This window comes from Corynebacterium sp. KPL2825 (assembly GCF_037908445.1).
Lineage (GTDB): Bacteria > Actinomycetota > Actinomycetes > Mycobacteriales > Mycobacteriaceae > Corynebacterium > Corynebacterium kefirresidentii.
Genome location: NZ_JBBMGI010000015.1, coordinates 42,948 through 62,633 on the forward strand (window position 1 = coordinate 42,948; position 19,686 = coordinate 62,633).

General features: G+C 49.2%; 15 protein-coding genes and 1 tRNA gene. 12 read left to right on the top strand and 4 right to left on the bottom strand.

Features of this window, described 5'->3' with window-relative positions; translation table 11 throughout:
* Nucleotides 1–6: 6 nt before the first annotated feature.
* The 3 genes from WMQ00_RS11000 to WMQ00_RS11010 all read left to right on the top strand — a co-directional run bounded on the left by WMQ00_RS11000 (nt 7) and on the right by WMQ00_RS11010 (nt 4,095).
* Nucleotides 7–1,374, top strand: a complete 1,368-nt coding sequence (locus tag WMQ00_RS11000; RefSeq protein WP_239208752.1) for an oxygenase MpaB family protein — start codon at nt 7–9, stop codon at nt 1,372–1,374.
* A gap of 43 nt (nt 1,375–1,417) precedes the next feature.
* The gene (locus WMQ00_RS11005; RefSeq protein WP_340441031.1) at nt 1,418–2,623 is read left to right on the top strand and encodes an oxygenase MpaB family protein; all 1,206 of its coding nucleotides are present in this window, start codon (nt 1,418–1,420) and stop codon (nt 2,621–2,623) included.
* Between the two features lie 98 nt (nt 2,624–2,721).
* On the top strand, nt 2,722–4,095 hold the full coding sequence (locus WMQ00_RS11010) for an NAD-dependent succinate-semialdehyde dehydrogenase (protein ID WP_200288806.1): 1,374 nt from the start codon (nt 2,722–2,724) through the stop codon (nt 4,093–4,095).
* Between the two features lie 78 nt (nt 4,096–4,173).
* On the opposite strand, the gene WMQ00_RS11015 is transcribed toward WMQ00_RS11010, so the two are convergent.
* Nucleotides 4,174–4,246 (bottom strand) — tRNA-Asn (locus tag WMQ00_RS11015).
* Between the two features lie 230 nt (nt 4,247–4,476).
* Between WMQ00_RS11015 and WMQ00_RS11020 the strand changes: the two genes are divergently transcribed.
* The 8 genes from WMQ00_RS11020 to WMQ00_RS11055 all read left to right on the top strand — a co-directional run bounded on the left by WMQ00_RS11020 (nt 4,477) and on the right by WMQ00_RS11055 (nt 13,641).
* Nucleotides 4,477–5,769 (top strand): glycosyltransferase family 4 protein, encoded by a 1,293-nt coding sequence (locus WMQ00_RS11020; protein ID WP_340441032.1) that lies wholly within the window; start codon nt 4,477–4,479, stop codon nt 5,767–5,769.
* Complete coding sequence (locus WMQ00_RS11025) at nt 5,766–7,325, top strand: glycosyltransferase family 4 protein (RefSeq protein ID WP_340441033.1); 1,560 nt, start codon at nt 5,766–5,768, stop codon at nt 7,323–7,325. Before WMQ00_RS11020 ends, WMQ00_RS11025 begins: the two co-directional genes overlap by 4 nt.
* Before the next feature lie 18 nt (nt 7,326–7,343).
* Entirely contained in the window at nt 7,344–8,795 is a 1,452-nt protein-coding gene (locus tag WMQ00_RS11030) for a glycosyltransferase (RefSeq protein ID WP_340441034.1), read from the top strand.
* Nucleotides 8,796–8,803: 8 nt separating this feature from the next.
* On the top strand, nt 8,804–9,592 hold the full coding sequence (locus WMQ00_RS11035; protein ID WP_340441035.1) for a hypothetical protein: 789 nt from the start codon (nt 8,804–8,806) through the stop codon (nt 9,590–9,592).
* 6 nt (nt 9,593–9,598) lie between these two features.
* A complete protein-coding gene (locus WMQ00_RS11040) occupies nt 9,599–10,444 on the top strand; it encodes a hypothetical protein (protein ID WP_340441036.1) in 846 nt (281 codons plus the stop codon).
* 34 nt (nt 10,445–10,478) lie between these two features.
* Nucleotides 10,479–11,786 (top strand): glycosyltransferase, encoded by a 1,308-nt coding sequence (locus tag WMQ00_RS11045; protein WP_340441037.1) that lies wholly within the window; start codon nt 10,479–10,481, stop codon nt 11,784–11,786.
* 117 nt (nt 11,787–11,903) lie between these two features.
* A complete protein-coding gene (locus WMQ00_RS11050; RefSeq protein ID WP_308767036.1) occupies nt 11,904–12,815 on the top strand; it encodes an ABC transporter permease in 912 nt (303 codons plus the stop codon).
* Complete coding sequence (locus WMQ00_RS11055) at nt 12,799–13,641, top strand: ABC transporter ATP-binding protein (protein WP_308767035.1); 843 nt, start codon at nt 12,799–12,801, stop codon at nt 13,639–13,641. Before WMQ00_RS11050 ends, WMQ00_RS11055 begins: the two co-directional genes overlap by 17 nt.
* Nucleotides 13,642–13,951: 310 nt before the next feature.
* On the opposite strand, the gene WMQ00_RS11060 is transcribed toward WMQ00_RS11055, so the two are convergent.
* Both WMQ00_RS11060 and wecC read right to left on the bottom strand, forming a co-directional pair.
* Nucleotides 13,952–15,895, bottom strand: a complete 1,944-nt coding sequence (locus WMQ00_RS11060; protein WP_340441038.1) for a hypothetical protein — start codon at nt 15,893–15,895, stop codon at nt 13,952–13,954.
* A gap of 34 nt (nt 15,896–15,929) precedes the next feature.
* Nucleotides 15,930–17,186, bottom strand: a complete 1,257-nt coding sequence (gene wecC, locus WMQ00_RS11065) for a UDP-N-acetyl-D-mannosamine dehydrogenase (protein ID WP_308767033.1) — start codon at nt 17,184–17,186, stop codon at nt 15,930–15,932.
* A 1,345-nt stretch (nt 17,187–18,531) separates the two neighbouring features.
* On the opposite strand from wecC, the gene WMQ00_RS11070 reads away from it, so the two are divergent.
* Nucleotides 18,532–18,657 carry a hypothetical protein gene (locus WMQ00_RS11070; protein ID WP_340441039.1) on the top strand — a complete coding sequence of 42 codons (126 nt, stop codon included), beginning with the start codon at nt 18,532–18,534 and terminating at the stop codon, nt 18,655–18,657.
* A 237-nt stretch (nt 18,658–18,894) separates the two neighbouring features.
* Here WMQ00_RS11070 and WMQ00_RS11075 read toward each other — a convergent pair whose 3' ends face one another.
* Nucleotides 18,895–19,260 (bottom strand): hypothetical protein, encoded by a 366-nt coding sequence (locus WMQ00_RS11075; RefSeq protein ID WP_308767031.1) that lies wholly within the window; start codon nt 19,258–19,260, stop codon nt 18,895–18,897.
* Nucleotides 19,261–19,686 lie beyond the last annotated feature (426 nt).

Consider the following 19,686-nt stretch of genomic DNA (forward strand, 5'->3'; position numbering starts at 1 on the left):
ACTCGAATGTCAACCCCCACGAAGCCCTTGGCGAGCGAAGCCACGCAGCCAGAGATTTTGCCGATGTCCGATAATCCTTATGAGGATTTCCGCTATTTTTACCGCGATGGAATGCCGCTGCGCCCGGCACCTAAGCGGCGCACCCCCACCCCGAGCTGGTCCGTGTTGCGCCATAATATTTTTGATTCTTGGCACTCAGTGGAAGATTCTTGGGAGGGCTACGGTACTGCGCAAACCCGCCTTTTAGATGACCACATGTGGCAAACCGATGAGACGGGTGAGAAGCTCGCCCAAGCCTTCCGTCGCGATGGAGCGAAGGAATCGCGGAAAAAATTCGAGCAGGCGCTAAATCAGGGCATCGATACGGTGCGTGAACCTGCCCCTGAGTTGGTGGAGTTTTTCCAAGAAGTAGATCGGATCCCAGGTTGGCTAGACCTCGAGGCCGCCGAACGCGGGCGCGTAGCCTATTACAACGTCACCCGCACCTCAGAGATTCTTGCTATCGCCTTTGCTTATTGGGCAACCACGTTGGAGGACCGCACCTCAGCGGCCACAGGTGAGACCGGAATGTTCGAGTTCCAAGCCATGCAGCGGTCTATTGAGACTGCACAGTTCTTTGTGGATCTAGGAAAGAAGAACGTTTTCGAGCGTTTTGGTGAGGGACGCAAGGCGGCGGTGCGCGTGCGTTTGCTCCACGCCCAGGCAAACCGCGGATTGGAAAAGATGTGGGGTCCGGAGCACTATAACGAGTTCGGGCGTCCAATCGGCTCCAGTTTCCTCGTCTCTGGAGAAGGCTGGTTTGGCATGATGCCGCTTGCAATCGACGAGTTCTTTGGCCGTCCGCATAGCGGCCAGGAGTGGGATGACGTGGCTCAGTATTGGGGATACATCCTCTACATGATGGGAGCGGAGGAGCGCCTTATCCCTAAAACTGGCGATGAAATGCGCAAGATGACTGATTACATCTATGGCAATGGCGGATATTCCTCTGCTTACCACGAGCGTGTGGCTACCGCGCTGATGTCCATCCTAGAAAGCCTCAACCCCCTCGTGCCGCACGTTGCCCTTGGCGCACTATCTACCATCTGCGGCGAGAAAGACACCAAGTTTATGGTGCAGGGCACACGCTGGGAAAAGATCAACTTTAGGCCTTGGGCCATCCTCTTCAAGGCAGCCGCTAAAGCGGAAGCTCGTGCGGCCCGAATTCGGGACAAGCTGCCAGGTGCGAAAAGGGCCAGGATAAAGCGAGCCAATAACGGCAAGCCCCCTTGGACTGCGGTGACGGAGGTGATCAAAGACTACATCGCTAAGAACGAACCAGATACCAAGTCCGATTACACCTTGCACGATGACTCGAAAGAAGCCCGCAGCTAAACCGACTTCACCAACTCTCACCAGACTATAAGGAGAAACCACAATGAATGCACCAGCACCGTTGAGCACCGTAAATGAATGGCCGGCCGGCCGCGGTAGCCGCGAAGAATTTGTGGCCAAGTATGGCACGCAGCGCGCAGACCGCTACCAAGAGGCCTTCTGGGCTATGGATCCCGTGGCAGACGCCCTATTCACCAGCGGTCATACGGTCAAGGAAATCATGCCCAACCTGCGCGAGGCCTTAGCTCGCGGCACCGCCGATGACGATACCCTGCCGGAGGTAGCGGCATTGATTGAGGATATGACCAAGGCGCTTGCTGGTCTAGACGCCGAAAAGCTTGAGCGTGGTCGCCGCACTTACCTATCCATCCCGCCGTTGAGTCACGGTCTGGCGTTGGGCCCTGGTTCCTTGGTGCATACGTATGCTACCCCGGCCATCGCTGACCTTTTGGTTAACACCGGTGAGCTTACTGACGGTGCAGTCAAGCGCCTTGCCTACACCACAAATTGGACCTATTCGCTTTACCTGCCGGATGCTTTGCAGCCAGGAGGGGAGGGCTTTATTCATACAGGCATGGTGCGCGCGATTCACGCTCATGTGCGCCGCGTACATAACCGCAAAGGCTTGGACTATTCCGACTATGGTGCGCCGATTAGTGAATTCGACATGCTGCGCACCTGGTTCGATTTCACGTATATCCCATATGCCGGGCTGCGCCGCATGGGCTGGCAGCTCACCGCGGAAGAAGAAAAGGATGTGTTCTACCTGTGGAAGATAGTCGGCCGCATGTTGGGAATCCGTCCCGATCTCTTCCGCGGCGAGGATGGCGTAGAGGCCTCACAGGAGACCATGGACGCCATCCATGCCGTCGACGGCGAGATTAACGAGGCTGCCCGCCAGCTTGTCGATACCTTGATGTCTGGCTTCGTTGTCAATGCTAGGGAACTCACTGGTTTCCCAGAAGACACACTTACAGATTGGACCGCTGCGCACGTGCGCATCATCCACGGCGATGAGGTGGCTGATGCCTGTGGCGTGGCGCAGTCCGTGATGCAGCCCATCTTGGAGATGGAAGCCCCACTAGTGCAAGAACGTTTTGACCTGCTGCGCCAAGACAAGGAAGCCCTCGAGGCGGAAATCCAGAAGAATGAGGACATGGTCCGCCAGATGCTTACCCGTGATGCCACCTACATGAAGCAGGATGAGGGCGTGAAAATGAAGGACGGCTCGATGGCCGTCGGCGCTTAAATCGGTGACATGGCTAACAAAAGTCGCGTACTGTTGTGACAGGCACAATGCCTGCGCGATGTACATCAATATCAACACCCCATAGGAAGGAAGTCCCGATGTCTAAGGGCTACGCAGTTACCAACCCCGCCACAAATGAAGTGGTAGAAACCTTCGATACCTTTACCGACGAGCAGATTCAGGATGCACTAGCCAAGTCTCACGAGGCCTTTCAAACCTGGCGTAAGACCCCAATTGACGAGCGCGCCAAGATTGTCTCCCGTGCTGCTGAGCTCTTTAAGGAGCGTAAGGGCGAACTAGCCAAGATTGAGGCCCAAGAAATGGGCAAGGCCACCCCGGAAGGGGAGTGGGAGATCAACTTCTCCGGCGATATCCTGCAGTTCTATGCGGATAACGCGGCAGAGCACAATAAAGACAAGCCAGTCGATGTACCCGGCGGAAAGGCCGTGGTTCGCCGCCTTCCCGTTGGCTCTCTCCTGGGTATCATGCCGTGGAACTACCCCATCTACCAGGTCGCACGCTTTGCCGGACCGAACTTGATGAATGGCAATTGCATTTTGCTAAAGCATGCCGAAATTACCCCGAAGTCCGCCGCTGCTATCGAGGAGATCTTCCGCGAGGCGGGCCTGCCCGAGGGCGTGTACATCAATATATATGCCGATCATGACCAGATTGCGGACGTTATTGCTGATCCGCGCGTCCAGGGTGTTTCTCTCACTGGTTCTGAGCGTGCCGGCGCCGCCATTGCGGAAATCGCCGGCCGCAACCTTAAGAAGGCTGTGCTGGAGCTCGGCGGCACTGATCCGTATATTATTCTCGATGCCGCCGATATCACTAAGGCGGCTGAGGAAGCCTGGGTCAAGCGCATCGAGAACGTCGGCCAGGCCTGCACCTCCAATAAGCGCATCATCGTCATGGAGGATATCTACGACGAGTTTGTTGATGAAATGGTGCGCATCGCCGAGGGAATGGAACAAGGTGATCCTTCCAGCCCAGCGGATAACCAGTACTACCCAATGTCCTCGCGCAGTGCCGCGGAGAACCTAGACAAGCAGGTCCAGCGCGCCGTGGACAAAGGCGCCACCATCCGTACCGGTGGCGAGCTGCATGAAACCGCGGCCTATTACACGCCAACCGTGCTTACCGACGTCCCCGTAGGCTCCGAATCCTACTATGAGGAGTTCTTCGGCCCTGTGGCCGAAATCTATAAGGTCTCTTCCGAAAAGGAAGCAGTGGAGCTAGCCAATAACTCCAACTACGGTCTGGGCGGCGCCGTCTTCTCTGAGGACACCGAGCGTGCCACCAACGTGGCTGACCAGATCGATACCGGAATGATCCACGTCAACCTGGGACAGTACTTCTCCCCAGTGCTGCCTTTCGGCGGAATCAAGAATTCCGGCTACGGCCGCGAACTTTCTGTCTTTGCCCTAGATGAGTTCGTAAATAAGCAGTATCTGTACATCAACGACTAGGCCACAAGCCGTTCTAGCCCAGAGGTAATAGGGCTCAATACAAAAGTACCCGCTTAGCAAAGCTAAGCGGGATTTTTGCTCCTCCAACTGGGCTCGAACCAGTGACCCTTCGATTAACAGTCGAATGCTCTGCCAACTGAGCTATGGAGGATTATGCGTATGCTGTACATCGAACTTCGTGTTCTCTGTGCAACGAGAATTAACTATATAGGCTCCATCGTCTTAGGTACAAATCAGCAGGTAAAGAGGAGCTTTTTCATAGAATCTCCTAAACGCGATGTGTGCATACTAGTAAATGTAGAAGTGACGGAGTACTCGTGCTTTTATAAAACCGTTGTACGATGTCAGAATAAACATTGCCCAGCTTGGAGGTGCGGATAGATGAGGCTTCTTGTCTTTTCGCAGTTTTGGTATCCAGAGAATGGTGTTCCACAGCGGCGGTGGACATGGTTAAGTAATATTTTTGCCGATATGGGCGCAGCAATCTCGGTTGTAGCGCCTCCTCCAAGTTATCGGCGAAAACTTGGCTTGGTAGATTCTTTGAAATCCTTCGCCCCAGGTTCTCAAATTGAAACTGGACCGGTAGGGGAAGAAATCTACCGTAGTCCCTTTCTTTTTGCCGGTGAATCACTCGCAGCTCGTGCGTTTTCTCAGGCTTTTATTGCCGCAGGAGCTCTGATTACGGTAGTTAGAGATTGGTCTCGAATTCGTGCAGTTGACGCGGTAGTTGGGACAGTTCCTGCTTTGCCGACTGCCGTCGTATCTTTTCTCGTAGCTCGAGTAGCTCGCGTTCCGTACTTACTTGACCTTAGAGATGCTTGGCCAGATCTCATGAAAGAGTATCGAAATTGGAATCGAGCGCTGGAATCGCGCTCGAGGCATGAAGAGATAATCAATTCAGGCCCGATCCGTATATTGAGTTGGATCGTTGAAAAGGGGCTAAACGCATTACTCGAGCGCGCTGACGCGATCATAGTGACTTCTGAAGATCTAGCAGAGAAACTACGGAATCAGAGATCCAAGTATTCGAATAGTCAAAATCAGCAGTTAATCACAACGATTAGAAATGTCTTTCCGGCAAATATACCTAAGCTAGCTAAAAGGCATCCGTTTGATATTAATACGCTACGCGTTCTCTATGCTGGAACGCTGGGACGAGCTCAGAACTTAAGAAATTCAATTGATGCGGCTGCAATTGCACAGGAACAGGGAACCCCAGTGGAACTAGTCTTCGTTGGCGGGGGTGCAGCTGCTGGAGAACTGGAAAAGTATGCAGGATTGATGGGGGTAAACGCTAGTTTCTACCGAGTGCGTTCCGTTGCGGAGATAGTGAAATTTTACGAGTGGGCCGACACTGCTTTGGTGCATTTAACAGATTGGGAGCCATTGGATAGAGCAGTGCCTTCTAAAACCTATGAGTTAATGACTTTAGGAATTCACATTTCGGGCGTTGTAAATGGTGAGACCGCACGAATCATTAAGGAGCTAGACGCGGGCGACATCGTCGAACCCGAAAATCCTCATCAGCTGGCTGAGCTCTGGACTGCATTGTTCAACGAACCTGCTCGGCTCTCGGTGACTGCAAAGGGGCGCATGTGGGTGGAATCCGAGAGGGAAGCTGTCGTACCTGGAGAGGTTAAAAAAATAGTAAATTGGATTGAGCATTTAAAATGAAAAGCGTTTTTAGATGGCTAAATTATGTTGTGGTCGCCGCTGCCTTTTCAGTGGAAAAATTTATTATGGAGCCTGAACGCTTTGCTCATCAAGTAAAGCAAAGAATTTTTGGGTATCAGGCTGTTAAAGGGAGCCGATCTAAGGATATAGCCGGTTCGCACTACGCTCTCGGCTGGAGCAAGTTAACAGGGGTAAAGCCACTTCAATTTCTAATAGAAACCGGAAACTATCAAGAGTTTGATTCGGCGTACTCGAAGCTTTCCTTGGTGGGAAAGATTATCTATTTTCGCAAGTTTATTTTGGTGAGGGCTAAGCGAAAACAATTTGATTTCAAAATATACAAGGGAACGAATTCGATTAACGGTGTTCGAAAACCTAATGTATTGTATTTCGTCAATAACTCATTGCCCTATACACAATCTGGATACACTGTGCGTACTGCGGCATCAGTTGACTCTCTCCGTGATAAAATTAACTCCTTAACTGTAGTGAGCCGGTTAGGGTATCCCTTGGTTGTAGGGGAAATTCCAGACGCGCGTAAGCATGTGCATAAACTGACGCTTTTGGTTCCAAAAATTTGGCCATTTGGCGAGCAGAAAAAATATGACTTAGCCAAGAAAATGCTCATTGAAATCTGCAGGGAACAGAACATATCGGTTATTCAAACAACTACTGATTTCAAAAACGCGGCATTGATTTCAGATGTTGCAGGTGAGTTGGGAATACCGTGGATTTACGAGATACGTGGTGAACCGCACAACACATGGTTGTCCAAATTCTCGGACTCAGTGGTGTCCGAAGCGAAAAAGTCTTTCTACTACCGAGGATCTCTGAATCTTGAGTTGGAAGCTGCGAAAAAAGCAAGTGCGGTTCTAGTGCTAAGCAAATTGTCTCAAAAGAAGCTAATTGAATTAGGTGTTTCCGAGAGCAAACTGACAATAGTGCCAAATGCCATTGAGCGGGATATGAAGCCCGATAGAAGGAACGCCTTTAAAATACGCCAGAAACTAGGATTCCAACATAAAAAGATTATCGGGACGGTTAGCTCCTTGGTCGCGTATGAGGGACTGGAAACGTTAGTTCGTGCGATACCGTTGCTCGATGAGGATATCCAATTGGTTTTGGTGGGAGACGGGGAGGAACGCGGGAGACTATCGGCCCTTTGCAGGTCGTTAGGAGTAAGTGACCGAGTATATTTTGCGGGGAAGCAGCCTAGGAATGAGATTCAAGGGTGGTACTCAATCTTTGACGTATTTGTAGTCCCTCGAACAGATTCTACCGTCACAAGAAATGTCACTCCTCTTAAACTGTTAAACGCCTTGGCTTTGGGAACGCCAGTCGTTTGCTCAGATTTGCCGGCTCTCAGAGAAGTGACTGGGGGGTATGCTAAGTTTGTTCCGCCTAACTCACATTCTGAGCTAGCAGATGGAATCCGTGAAGCTATCGAAGCCCCAGCGGAATTGCTGGCTAAGAGATCATGGCTTGATGAAAAGACCTGGGAAGCCAATGGTAGAAAATTGGCTAAGCTATACGAAGAACTATCTACTCCATCGTAGGGATTTGGGGGCAGGAAGATGTCTAAAGTTATTGATGCGTGGAATGAGGCAGACTTTGAGTTCGTGGCTGGTCAGAAACTAAGTCGTTTCAAGCGTAAAGACATTAGAGGAGCTATCAGAGAGTCTAGGTATGCTCTCAAATTGTTTGAGCGCGCTCACGCTATAGAGGAGCCTAATAAACAAGCTGGTTTAGAAAGCATAGGCGATGTCAAAGTCGTGACCATTTTGCATGCGAGCTTGCCGAATCATACCGGAGGCTATACCGGAAGGGCGCAGGGGCTTCTGAAAGGTCTGATGCGCAACGGTATAAATGTTCGGGCTTATACACGGCCGGGATTCTACTCCGAACGCGTAAACTCCAAAGAAGCTTTTCCTTATCCGGTGGATCAAGTGGACGGTGTCGAATACAGACATTTACCAGCCGATTTTCGTCGGAAGAACGGTGAATTTGAGTACATGTATAAGGCTATTGAATGGTATCGGGAGGTCTTCTTGGTCGAGCGCCCGAATGTGGTACATGTGCGCTCCACTTACCTGATTGCGTTACCCGCCTTGATTGCTGCTCATGAACTGGGGGTCCCGGTGTTGTATGAAGTTTCAGGACTATGGGAACTCGTGTTTGAAGGTCGAGCGCAACTCGGCAAAGCCCGAAGGATTGAGCGGATGGAAGACGCTACTTGTCGCTATGCTGATCGCGTAGTCACCATGAATAGCTCAATGGCGAAGCTACTGAACGATCGTAGCGAAAATGGGCTCGATATCGGGTTGGTACCAAACGCCGTCGACACGTCGAAATTTTCGCATCTCACTCCACTGGAGGAGAAGGATAAGTTTGAATATGATGCGGGCTACGTAGGGTCTTTGGTCGACTATGAAGGACTGGAAACCCTTATTCGTGCTGTGGCCTTGGGGAAGCAGCGGCAGCAGCCCCTTCGTATTAAGATCGTTGGTAAGGGCGCTGAGCTTGAGAAGCTCAGCGCCCTTACTGAGGAGTTGGGTATTTCAGACCTAGTGGATATCCCGGGCTCCGTTTCTCCGAAGGAAGCGGTAGAGGTTTTTGAAGAAACGAATCTGATCGTTCTTCCGCGATTGTCTACACCTGCAACTGAAAATGTAACTCCTTTAAAGCCATTCGAGGCGATGGCAGCCGGGAGGCCACTAGTTGTATCTTCAGTATCTGCGCTATCGGAAGTGTCTCGCGATGGTAAAGCTGCGGCTGTATTTCAACAAGGTGATCCGGAAGAGTTGCTCGAAAAGATCCTAGAACTTTTGGGAAATCGGGAAAAGCAGATTGCACTTTCGAAGTATGCAAAGTCTCTAGTTAGTGATGAACACAATTGGAACCGGGTGGCAGCAACCATGGCGCGTGAAATAAGCGCGACTGCAGTGCCATTTCAGCGCTTGCCATTTCTAACCGATGTTGCGCAAGCTCATCGTAGCGGCAGTTTAGTATATCCGTCTGTATCTTAAGGAGAAGTATGAAGAATTTTTCACGTCGTCAGCTGTTGCTCTTTTTGATACTTTTCCTTTCTATTGCTTGCGCGGCTGTGGGCATTATCGTAAAAAGCGATTTGCTGCTTTATATAGAACCTGTCTTATTGACCCTCGGACTTATAATTGTTTTGCGAGCAACTGAAAGGGGGAGCTTCAGAGCATTTCGAAAAATAGAAAAGGTACAGCGCCAGCTGAAGACCGAGGCTGCCAAGTTAGGAGGAAAAGTTGACAGCCTTGCTGACGACGTGTTGAGCGGCGGCGCTAAAACTGATGAGACTGAAGATTCTAAACGGGCTGAAAATCTATTGCCAAGTCAAATTGATTCATTTATCTGGGAGATGAATGAATTTCAGCCAGCGGAAGATGGAATCCCACTATCGTCCATGGTTTCCATAAATAAAGTTGTAAAATGGATGAGCCCCACTCTCGTCTTAACTACAGATAAATGGTGTGAGCGTTTTAGACGAGAATTGAAGGTAGATACTGTAAATTGGACTAACCCTTCGGCGGAATTGGTGCAGAAAAGTTCAGTAAAATTAACCGTCGTTGATGGAGACAGTTTTAATTTGGGACGTAGTCTACTTTTGTCGAAAAACTATCTCCGACATAGCGCCCTTTTGATTGTTGAAGCTGGATGCAGGGAGAGGGTTTCGTCGATTCATGGATTTAAGGAAATTGCGCCCGTAGGAATTATGCATGGCGTGCGTTTGTTCTACCCAAGTGCGGCACTCGAGCCGGCTAAGTATTCCAAACTTGTCGAGTATGTTAGGTAAACAGTTTTGAAAACGTATAATCTTGACGACGTTAAACATATTGCCGATGAGGAACTTGTAAAAGGTGAACGGGGTGAATTCCGCTTTATAATCGCAGTCGGTTCTTGTCATGTTCCCGTACTGCTTCGGCCAGCAAAGAACAGCGTAGATGCTTTGCTTGTTACCTATAACGGTGCTATCCAGAGATCAAAGGCACCTGATGGTATTGTTTTCCAAAGGTCTTCATGGTTGGATGAGTTTGAGGCGACCGTAATCCAGATTGCTGATCCAACAATGCTTAAGAACAAGCGGTTGCAGATTGGCTGGGCTCAGTTTTCTGATGAAGAATGGGCAATTAGCGCCTATTACGAAGTTATCCAGGCACTTCGTGAACGATTCGACTTAGTCGGATCCGACAAGACACTGCACTATGGTAGTTCTGCTGGTGGATTTCAAGCCGTTTGTTGTGCTGCTATGGATAGAGGGAGCACCGCCCTAGTGAACAACCCTCAACTCGATTGGTCTTTATACAACGAGCGTTTTGTAAATACGCTTCTCAGAGAGGTATTTCATGGATCAAAAGTTGATCTGGTGCGGAGTGAGCAGCCTTGGCGGGTTAATGTAATAGATCTATTCGAATATCTCGGTTATGTGCCGAAGACTGAAGTGCTTCTGAATATTGCTAGCCCCGGAGATGTTGAACAGCAACTAAAACCAATCTTATCGAGACTAGAGACCTTTAGATCATTGGGAAAGAACCCTACTTTCAGTTTTAATTTCTATTTTGATGCGAACATGGGGCACAACCCTCTTGGAAAGCCTTATACAATCCAGATCATAAATAATGAATTGAAGAACCTGTGTAGCGAATGAAACTTCCTTTTTTCAACGCGCTCTTGGACCTCAAATGAATCCCACTTTTATCCTTTCTACGGCTGGTCGAATTCCGCATATACTTGCGTTGAAAATATATGCCCTTCGTCTGCGTTCGGTAGCGAATCAGCGGTATGTGCGGAGTTTTGCGGCCGAACAGGTGCTTTTAGAGGCGGTATCGTCCGAGATAGAGGAGTCTCGACAGGTCGAGACCACACTTTATAGCCAGCAGCTCTTCAATCGGTTTCCCAGCGTAAGATTACCTTTTTCAGGCTCGTTAACATCGGATCTAGGAAGAAACCTAGATTTGATCGCGGCATTAAGACAGTGTGCTCTTCAGTATGAACAGATTCAAATGGGCGATGGCAGTGATGCCCGAGCTCCTTCATCAAGCTGGTTGCACAATGCTGCCTGGGACGAAGTAAAGAAGCGCTCCCAAGCTATTTCCATGGAACCGAGCCAATTAGACGTAGTTGTTCCGGTCCATAATAACGGCGTCTATCTGCTCGCTAAATGTCTTCCGAGTCTTGTGGCAAACAAAGCTTGGGCAAGAATGCGTGTCTTGATCGTGGACGACGCCTCATGTGACTGCAAGACACAGGAAATATTGGGCCAGCTAGAGGCCGGAATCAGCAATGTAGAGGTAATTAGGCTACAGGGAATGCCTAGTGGCTCTGCGTCGGTGCCTCGCAATGTAGGGCTATCAAAGGCGAGTTCGGGACTCGTCTCTTTTCTTGACCCTGACAATGAAATTTCTGTCGGAGGTTACGATGAGCTGCTCCGTCAGTTTCATTCCTGTCAGCAGCGCCCTGAGATAGCAACAGGGTATCAAATAAAAGTAGGAGAAAAATTAAGCGCTAATTCACGCCATACCTTCCGGAGACGGAAGATAATTTCAAATCCGAAGTCGTTAATGCAGCGAGCCCCCCGTTTTCCTGTAATTTCGACCCAAGCCTCAGTTATTGACCTACGGTTCCTCCAGAATTGCAGCTTGAGGTTTATAGAAGGCGCTGTTGGACAAGATACAGTTTTCGGATGGGAGATTTTATTGAAAGCAAGGCGTATCGTATTGTGCTCTCGCCCCTACGTTGTATATTACGCCGAGCGGAATGATTCAGTTACTAATGTTGCAAGCATGGATTACTTTTCCCGTGCATTAATTCGAGAAAAAGCTCAGGCGATACTTTTGAAAGAATATGGTCTGACTCAGCGTTTTAGAAAATATCAACTCGCATTGACCATGGCTGAAGTATATAAGCCGAAGCTTAACCGTCTTCAGGGAGATAGCCTTCTCTTTGCAGAAAAAACGCTGGAAGAAATCTATAGTCTTTATGAGGCTTGATTGGTCGAAATGTCACAGGTCTGACCTGATTTTACATCAGGGGACAGTGATAGGATTGAAAACATTTGTTAGGTTCCCAACAAAGAATGTCCAGTAAGTTTCAGAAAAGGGAGATCAATGGCTGATCAGCAAGAAGCTGAGGCGATCCGCTTCCTTCAAGACGCATCCCCGAAACGGAAGTTCACTGTATTGGTGCCCGACGAGGATCTGTCTGCTAGCAATAGAAGAAAAACGTTAGCCTCTTATCTTTCTGAGACGTGGCATTACCGGCATTTCATTTACGAGCACGCTAAATTCAAGGCCTCGGTAGACAACGACGACATGTTCTTGGGACGTCTCTGGAACCTGCTTGAGCCATTGTTGCGTATCGCGATGTACGGGCTTATGTTCGGATTAATATTGCGGACGTCTAGGGGCGTAGATAACTTCGTCGGGTTTTTGATCATTGGTTTGACCTATTTCTCAATGATGTCACGTGGGCTAGGGAGCGGATCGGGCTTACTCCAGCGATCAAAAGCGATGATGCGGACTTTCAAGTTCCCTAGAGTTTCGTTGGTTGTCGGTGAAGCGATCAGAGGTTTCATCAGTAATCTTATCCCCGGCGTGCTAGCGGTTGTGGCTGCATTGGCTTTTCAATGGGGTACATGGCCTAAATGGACTATCGTTCTTATTATCCCCATTTACTGTCTTATTCACATATTTTCGTTTGGGCTACTTCTATTTTCAGTGCGAGTGACCGCATTCCTCCCTGATGCTAAAAAAATTGTGTTTTTTATTAACCGTGCTTGGTTTTACGTATCGGGGGTGTTTTTCTCGGTCGAACGGTACGCTCGTATTCCTGAAGTTCAACAGGTGATGCAGGCAAACCCTGCATACCAATTTTTGCAGGCGGCCAGGGGAGTTGTTATGTACGGACAATGTCCAAATTCTACGGAGTGGCTAGTTTTGGTTCTTTGGTCCGTTGGTACGGCTGTAATGGGATTTATTTTTTTCTGGAGAGCTGAAGACCGATATGTACACGTTAGATAGTCCGAGCGTCGTTGTACGAGATGTGGCGCGATATTATCGAGCGGACAACAAAAGAAGCATCTTTCGCCGGCCACAGTTATCTAATGAGCGAGAAGGCGACTTTGTACGAGCCCTCGACGGAGTTTCGATGTATGCCAAAAAAGGCGAATGCATCGGCATACTAGGGCGAAATGGTTCGGGGAAGTCTACGTTGATGCGACTGATCGCGGGAAACGAAGCACCTGACGAAGGAGAAGTACTCCTTTCTTCTACACCAACGCTTCTAAATGTTTCGGCAGCCTTACAACCTAGGCTTCCCGGTAGAACTAACATTAGGCTTGGCTTACTGGCTCAGGGAGTAGATCAAGACCAGATCGAAAATCTTACGGACGAAATTATTGATTTTGCAGAGATTGGCAAGGCGGTTGATCGTCCCATGAAAACCTATTCTTCTGGAATGGGGGCTAGATTGAAGTTTGCGATTTCAACTGCTGTGCAGCGTGATCTATTACTGATTGACGAAGCATTAGGAACAGGTGATGCATCATTCACTGAACGAGCTCAAGATCGGATGAATGGCTTCTTAACTAATACTGGAACCATCTTCCTTGTCTCTCACGCCATGTCTTCAATCAAAAGCATGTGTACGAGAGTAGTTTGGCTTCATGATGGGCAAATTATCGCCGATGGAGATGTAACGACAATCACGCTGTTATACAGTAAGTGGACTGCGCGAATGGCCAGAAAGAATTTTGAATCGGCAGAGGAACTTATCTGCGGTGTCAAAAATGCTTACAAAAAGCCGACTATTTTATTCGATTCCCAAGTAAGTAAATGGTTAAATTGATTCGATAGTTGCGGTTCCTCGTCTGGGCGCTCTCAGAAGCTCAATTGAAGTTTCATGACTACCATTCGAAAGGCTCCAGGACCCTAAAAGAATATAGAGACCAGGACAAGAACGGAAGGGGAGCCGCTGAGAGCTTCCTATGGCATCTGAAGCGAATGAGCGTGAACTACGCTGATATAAATGTTCGTATAGCGGTTAGATAATTCGGACTCCGGCTGGTCCTGAGGCTTATATTCGCGCCGCACCGCGATGGGCATAGGTAGAAAACAGACGGGGATCTTTGCCAGTATTTACTAGGGTGAGAGTCCAGTCAGTCGGATTTTGGCAGAGAAAAGTTCCTGGTAGAAGAAATTAAGAGTTCTGGCGGAATGCTGTCAGATGTGCATTCTTCCCACTCAGTAAGTTTCAAAAGACTGACATTCTTCCACGCAGGACCGTTGACACGTGTAGACCTGACTCCCAAGTCGATCTCATCTCCTTGTTTCAATCCATCGATAGACACAGTGCAAGGGTCATTTCGCTTACCAATTGGGAGAGTATACAAGTCGTGCCCGTTTACCCTGATAAAAATTACAACACTCTTTGCATCGCGACCTATGTTGTAGTGATTCTTGAAAGTGATCCGTATCGATCCCATTTCTGTTTCAAAGGGTTTCCGGAAAAACTGCTCACCGCCTTTGTTCAGGTTCTCGTCCCTCAGCTGGACTAGGTTTGGGATGTCTTGCTTTTCTTGTTCAGCAGGGATTCCCTCGGCAATCCTGCTAAAGACTTTTCCGCCGTCGACATACGCACTCCACTCAATCGAGAACTCTTTACCGTTAATTGGAAAGGTGGTCAATGGAGGAAATGCACTCCGGATGAAGGATTTTGCGAAGACTGCGTTTTTGCGGTCGTAAAAGGACGGTACCTGCGCTAGTTCGAAGAACTTCCGAATTGCCACCGGATTTATTGGCAGGAAAGCTGTAGCTTGGCAGTTGATGGCTTCCGATTGAAACCTCCCGGCACGAAGCTCCTGATACAGTACGTTTGCGACTGGATAGTCGTACTTTTCGACTGTCTGTAGATCAAAAGCATTCCAAAGCGCTTTAGCTTTATTCTCGGTAAACGCCTTGCCTTCATCAATATTAGAAAAGCCGCCGAGGCTCTTTACGATTCGAGAAAAAGTTTCGAATTCCGTAGATGGTCTGCTTGATCGTGAGTAGTATTGCCTAACGGATTCTAAGCCAGTGCCGACAAAACATATAGCGGGTTTGTCTCCCAGGGCTTGTTCGTAAAGTCCTTGGAAGTTTAAAGCATGCTTCCCGACCGTGTTTTCTCGGAGTATTTCCTTTTCGTGAGTGGAAAGGGGAAAATCTTTTACATTTTCCATTGCAAGAACTACGTGCCGTTTATCGAATGCTTTTGCAATTTCACTGGAAACTAGGACGTCTTGTTTATAAGATTTCTTCGTATTTCCATCTGCTGGAGCTGGCGGCTGGTTACTTCCGTAGGTAACGAAGCTGAAGTTGGCATCCGCTGCCAAAGCCGAAGCTGCACAGACTCGTGTATCCATTCCAGCCGTCAGCGCACAGAATAACTCGTAATTTAGGCTATCCCAGTGTTCGACGGAGCGGGTGACTAATTGAACTGACGCGTTAACTGCGTCCTCGAACGGAAGGCTTTCAGCACCGAATTTCTTATGCGGATAGAACCTAATTAACTTCTTCTGTGCAAATTCGAAGAAGAAGTTTGGAGGTAGAGCGGCAATTCGTGAGTCTTCAGTTTGATCCCAGAGCTTAAATTGGCCTAAGTTAGTTAACTCTTCGATCTCGCCTGTTCGCGCATTCAGCTCGCGATGGAGAAGTGGCAAATGCGATGCGAAAAGTAAGGATTCGTCGCGCGCTATATAAACAGGCTGACTAGCCAACGTGTCATTATAAACGGAAACCTTTCCGTTTTTAACGATTAAAGCTGCCCAGCGACCTACAACCAGATCCAGGAATTCGTGAAATTCCTGCCAGCTCGAGGAAACTGCGGCGCATGCTACCTCAATAAAAGGCTTTTTTGGCTTATCGTTTCCGACGAAAGCAGCATGACCGAACCATATTATGTTTACATCATTGCTCGTGATAGTTTGAACTGGTTCGTCTGGCTGGACGTACACTTCTAAAGCATCCCAAGCATCTATCTTTTTGAAGTGACGCTGAAGAATTCCTTGGTCTGCAATGCGTTTGTCGCTGACTAGGAATCCAAACGGATATGGCCTTACAGTCATTGCGGCTACTTTCCTCTTGAATCTGGGGTTTGTGCTACTGCCAGAGACCTTTAGTGTCAATTACGATCTTGTTGTTCAGGTTCTCAGTGTCGAATTCTTTGAACTGATTATGATCGACTAGGAGAAGGACAACGTCGGCAGACTTCACAGCTTTCTCAACTGGCTTGAGCTCTACGTTATCGAATTCGGAAAGTGAATCAGGGAGTTTTTCGATGTTTGGTTCAACGACATCAACTTGAGTGTCTTCGAATTGAGCCGCAATTCTCTTTGCAATTTCAAGTGCCGGTGACTCTCGAAGATCGTCAATGTCTGGCTTAAATGCCAATCCCAGGATTGCTAGTTTTTTGCTCTCAGACTTCCCAAGCGCTTCTACGACCTTATCAATGACCCATTGAGGCTTATTGTCATTGATACGCCGTGCGGTGCCAATGAGTTTTGAATTTTCTGGATCGCTTGAAACGATAAACCACGGATCTACGGCGATGCAGTGGCCTCCCACACCAGGTCCCGGCTGAAGAATGTTAACTCGCGGATGGTGGTTAGCTAGATCGATGAGTTCCCAAACATTAATACCCAGGTTGTCTGAGATTAAAGAAAGCTCGTTTGCGAAAGCGATGTTTACATCACGGAATGAATTTTCAGTCAATTTTGCCATTTCGGCGGTTACGTCGTTCGTCGGCAGTAGTTCCCCCTCGCAGAAGCTAGCGTAAATTTCGCTGGCACGACGTGTTGCCTCGCTGGTCTGTCCACCAATAATCCGGTCGTTCGTTTTTAGCTCTTCCATTGCTTTACCAGGAAGAATTCGCTCGGGGCAGTGTGCGAAGTAAATGGTTTTTGCAGTAGGGGCAGTACCGTCCTCGTCGGCACAAAGATCAGGCCTCAACTCAAGGATTCGCTGCGCCATTTTTTGAGTAGTTAGCGGCGGGGAAGTCGATTCGAGGACGACTAACTCATCTCCTTTAAGCTGAGGCGCGATGGCTTCGGCGGCTGAGTAAATGAATTTCATATCTACGGCATGGCCCTCAGTAAACGGCGTCGGCACAGCAATGATGTATGCATCTGCATGAACCTGTTCAGTAGTTGCAGAGAATTTTCCAGAATCGAGTGCCTTCTTGAGCTCATCCTCCAAGCCCGGCTCGACAATGGTTACTTCGCCTCTGTTTATCTTTTCAACATTGCCAGCATTTACGTCAACGCCTGTGACCTTCAATCCTGAATTGGCCATAACAACCGCTGTAGGGAGACCAATGTAGCCAAGGCCTACGAATGCTACGTGTGAAGCGGAACTCATTTCATCCTCTGCAAATCGTCGAATATGGGGCATATCAAAGTATACGTATATTTGTTTTTCTCGTGGCTCTACACCTTTTTAGTTGGTCAGTCAGTCATTTAGTTGGTTAATCCGAGCCGGCGGCGTGCAGACTAGTTTCTATCTGTGCATTGCACATTAATAGTTTTTACTTCGAAAGACCTGCAGCTGAAGTTGTTTCATCGAATTTGCTGCTGACATGTGCAAGCTTTTGAACCGCACGATTTTCGTGCCCTACGCCGTATCTCTCGCCGCAAGGGCTGAGCGCTGCAGTCTAACGGCGCCACCTCTTTCCTCTATCTCCGATAGACACCTTGTCCCTATCGTGGCCTGTGATGGCATGCACCAAGACTAGGAAGTCTGTTGGCTTTATTCACGCTAGTGTCCAATGCCGCCTTCGCCATCCGAAATACGACCGACCTCTGCTAGCGCATCTGGACCTGCTGGACAATGACGCGTGAATTTGGGGCAGGCGTTTACGCGGCCGAAAAGCTCTAGGCCCTAAAATCAATTGAATTTAATTACCTACGGGCCTGATCAATAAAAACGCGCAGTTCTTGAATTAGGATTGGCTGCAGTTAGTTTTCCTTATATTGGGAGTTTTTAGTCATGGCAAAAAGCTGCAATTGTCCGCTCGTGCCGAGTAAGCTTTATATGATAATGCCCTTAATACGATCAAATTGGCATCGAAAATTCCATTTGTGAAGGTGGACCGCGCCGAATTCTTGAAGAAACAATTTGAGGGCTCTCCCTACTTGTAAGAGATTCTCGAGCATGGTCCGCAGGCGGTTTTCTCGCAGGCGATACTTCGAAAAATGCCCAAAAGGTTGTAGCGTCCAATACAACCAAGACTGCTGCGGTATCTTTCGCATCCGGTATCCCGACCAGTGTCCTCGTAATGATTCCAGTTTGCGCTGCGAATGTCGTGCAATATTTCGGTTTTGCAATGCATATGGCGCAACAGATCGCATATTTGCATGAGGAAGATGAGCTTTTGAGCCAAACGGGACATCTCGCTTTTCAGATGAGGTAAGGATCCGTGTAATGGCTTATTTGGGCGGAATGTTCGGCGCAGCTGGTGCTGCTGCGCTGATTGCCAACACCTCCCAAAAAGTCGGGTCCCAGGTAGGGAAAAGGTTGATGGAAAGGCTTTGGCCAAAACTATCTGGTACCCCTTACTTAAGAAAACCGGCACGATGCTTGGTTCGAACATCACCAAAAGACCGTCGAGAAGGCCATCACTAAGGCCGCTCCAGTACTTGGTGGAGCTGTTTCCGGTGGTATTGCATGGGTCTCGTTCAAGCTGATGGGCAAACGCCTTATTGACGTGTTCGAACGTCAACTAAATGGTGAGTTTGATGATATTGATGAATCATTGCCGAAGTTTGCTGACAAGCCTGAAAGTAAATCCGCCAATCCTCCAGTAATTGATGGTGAAGTAGTCAGCCAGTAGGAGACTGCAGAGAACTCTCCGATCTGTGCGTTTCGGCGTCCCGTTATCGGGCGAATTCTTCTTTACCTCATAACTACCGGCAACAAGAACGCCATTCTGATGCTCCGCACTAGGTGCAGTGTGGTGGCGGAGATGAGAAATTCGGCGGGGCCTTGAGCTCTGCAATGTCGCCGATAAGGATGGGGGTAATGAGCAGGAGGGAGATGCTCATTGCGGCGGTAGCAGTGATGTAGATGATTAGTTGGGTAAGGATGGCGGGGTGGGGGAGGGCGTCGGCAAGCTGGCGGCGGGTAACGTCGCGGAAGAAAAGCTCCTTATCTCGCCGTTAATAAAGAGCTTGGTCAGGGTAATAGGGACACTTCCGTGGCGCATATTGTCCAGCAGGTCGCTCGCCGGCTTCGCTAACAAGGAGGTAAAGCGAATGATGAGCCCGCCGAGGATGAAAAGGACCATGAGCGCTGTGCCAATGGCAGCGCCGCGAGCAAATTTGCGCGGTGCGTGGCCAGAAAAGTAATAACGGTTTCCCGCAGCAGCCAGGAGCCCAGCCAGATGGCGGTGGAAAAGAATGTGGCTAGGTAAAACTGTGCGGAGCCAGCCGTACACACGCCGGTGTCCTTGGCCTCAACCTCGCGCTTAACGCTGGCTGGTGCGACGTGTTCTTCCGCTCGAGCTGCCGCACGCTTTCGGCCATTTGGCCTGAGGCACTCGCCGTCAACTCCGCCGATCTAGTTCGCCACGCCTGGAATCCGCCCCCGAGCGCGGTCTGGTTCTCTCGCCGGATGCCGCGTGGACCGGTTTCGCCACGCTTCTTAGCGGGTGCTTGCCTGGCGGAATCGGTGGCGCTGGCTTGTAGCGGGCGAGTTGCCCTACAAGGGGGTTGAAAATGGGGTGTCTTGCCATGTGTGTAGTCCACTAGTGCGTACAGCGGGTGCGTGGGGCGGGCGCCAGTACCTGAAGTGCCCCGGGTTTTGTTCCTAGGCATTTGCCTTGATTTCTATTATTGCTTGCGGCGGGTGCTGGTCCCAAAAT

Bases quoted from the DNA above. Each gene is read 5' to 3' on its own strand.
- WMQ00_RS11000 (WP_239208752.1), top strand. From the start codon at position 7: ATGTCAACCCCCACGAAGCCCTTGGCGAGCGAAGCCACGCAGCCAGAG.
- WMQ00_RS11005 (WP_340441031.1), top strand. From the start codon at position 1,418: ATGAATGCACCAGCACCGTTGAGCACCGTAAATGAATGGCCGGCCGGC.
- WMQ00_RS11010 (WP_200288806.1), top strand. From the start codon at position 2,722: ATGTCTAAGGGCTACGCAGTTACCAACCCCGCCACAAATGAAGTGGTA.
- WMQ00_RS11020 (WP_340441032.1), top strand. From the start codon at position 4,477: ATGAGGCTTCTTGTCTTTTCGCAGTTTTGGTATCCAGAGAATGGTGTT.
- WMQ00_RS11025 (WP_340441033.1), top strand. From the start codon at position 5,766: ATGAAAAGCGTTTTTAGATGGCTAAATTATGTTGTGGTCGCCGCTGCC.
- WMQ00_RS11030 (WP_340441034.1), top strand. From the start codon at position 7,344: ATGTCTAAAGTTATTGATGCGTGGAATGAGGCAGACTTTGAGTTCGTG.
- WMQ00_RS11035 (WP_340441035.1), top strand. From the start codon at position 8,804: ATGAAGAATTTTTCACGTCGTCAGCTGTTGCTCTTTTTGATACTTTTC.
- WMQ00_RS11045 (WP_340441037.1), top strand. From the start codon at position 10,479: ATGAATCCCACTTTTATCCTTTCTACGGCTGGTCGAATTCCGCATATA.
- WMQ00_RS11050 (WP_308767036.1), top strand. From the start codon at position 11,904: ATGGCTGATCAGCAAGAAGCTGAGGCGATCCGCTTCCTTCAAGACGCA.
- WMQ00_RS11055 (WP_308767035.1), top strand. From the start codon at position 12,799: ATGTACACGTTAGATAGTCCGAGCGTCGTTGTACGAGATGTGGCGCGA.
- WMQ00_RS11060 (WP_340441038.1), bottom strand. From the start codon at position 15,895: ATGACTGTAAGGCCATATCCGTTTGGATTCCTAGTCAGCGACAAACGC.
- wecC (WP_308767033.1), bottom strand. From the start codon at position 17,186: ATGAGTTCCGCTTCACACGTAGCATTCGTAGGCCTTGGCTACATTGGT.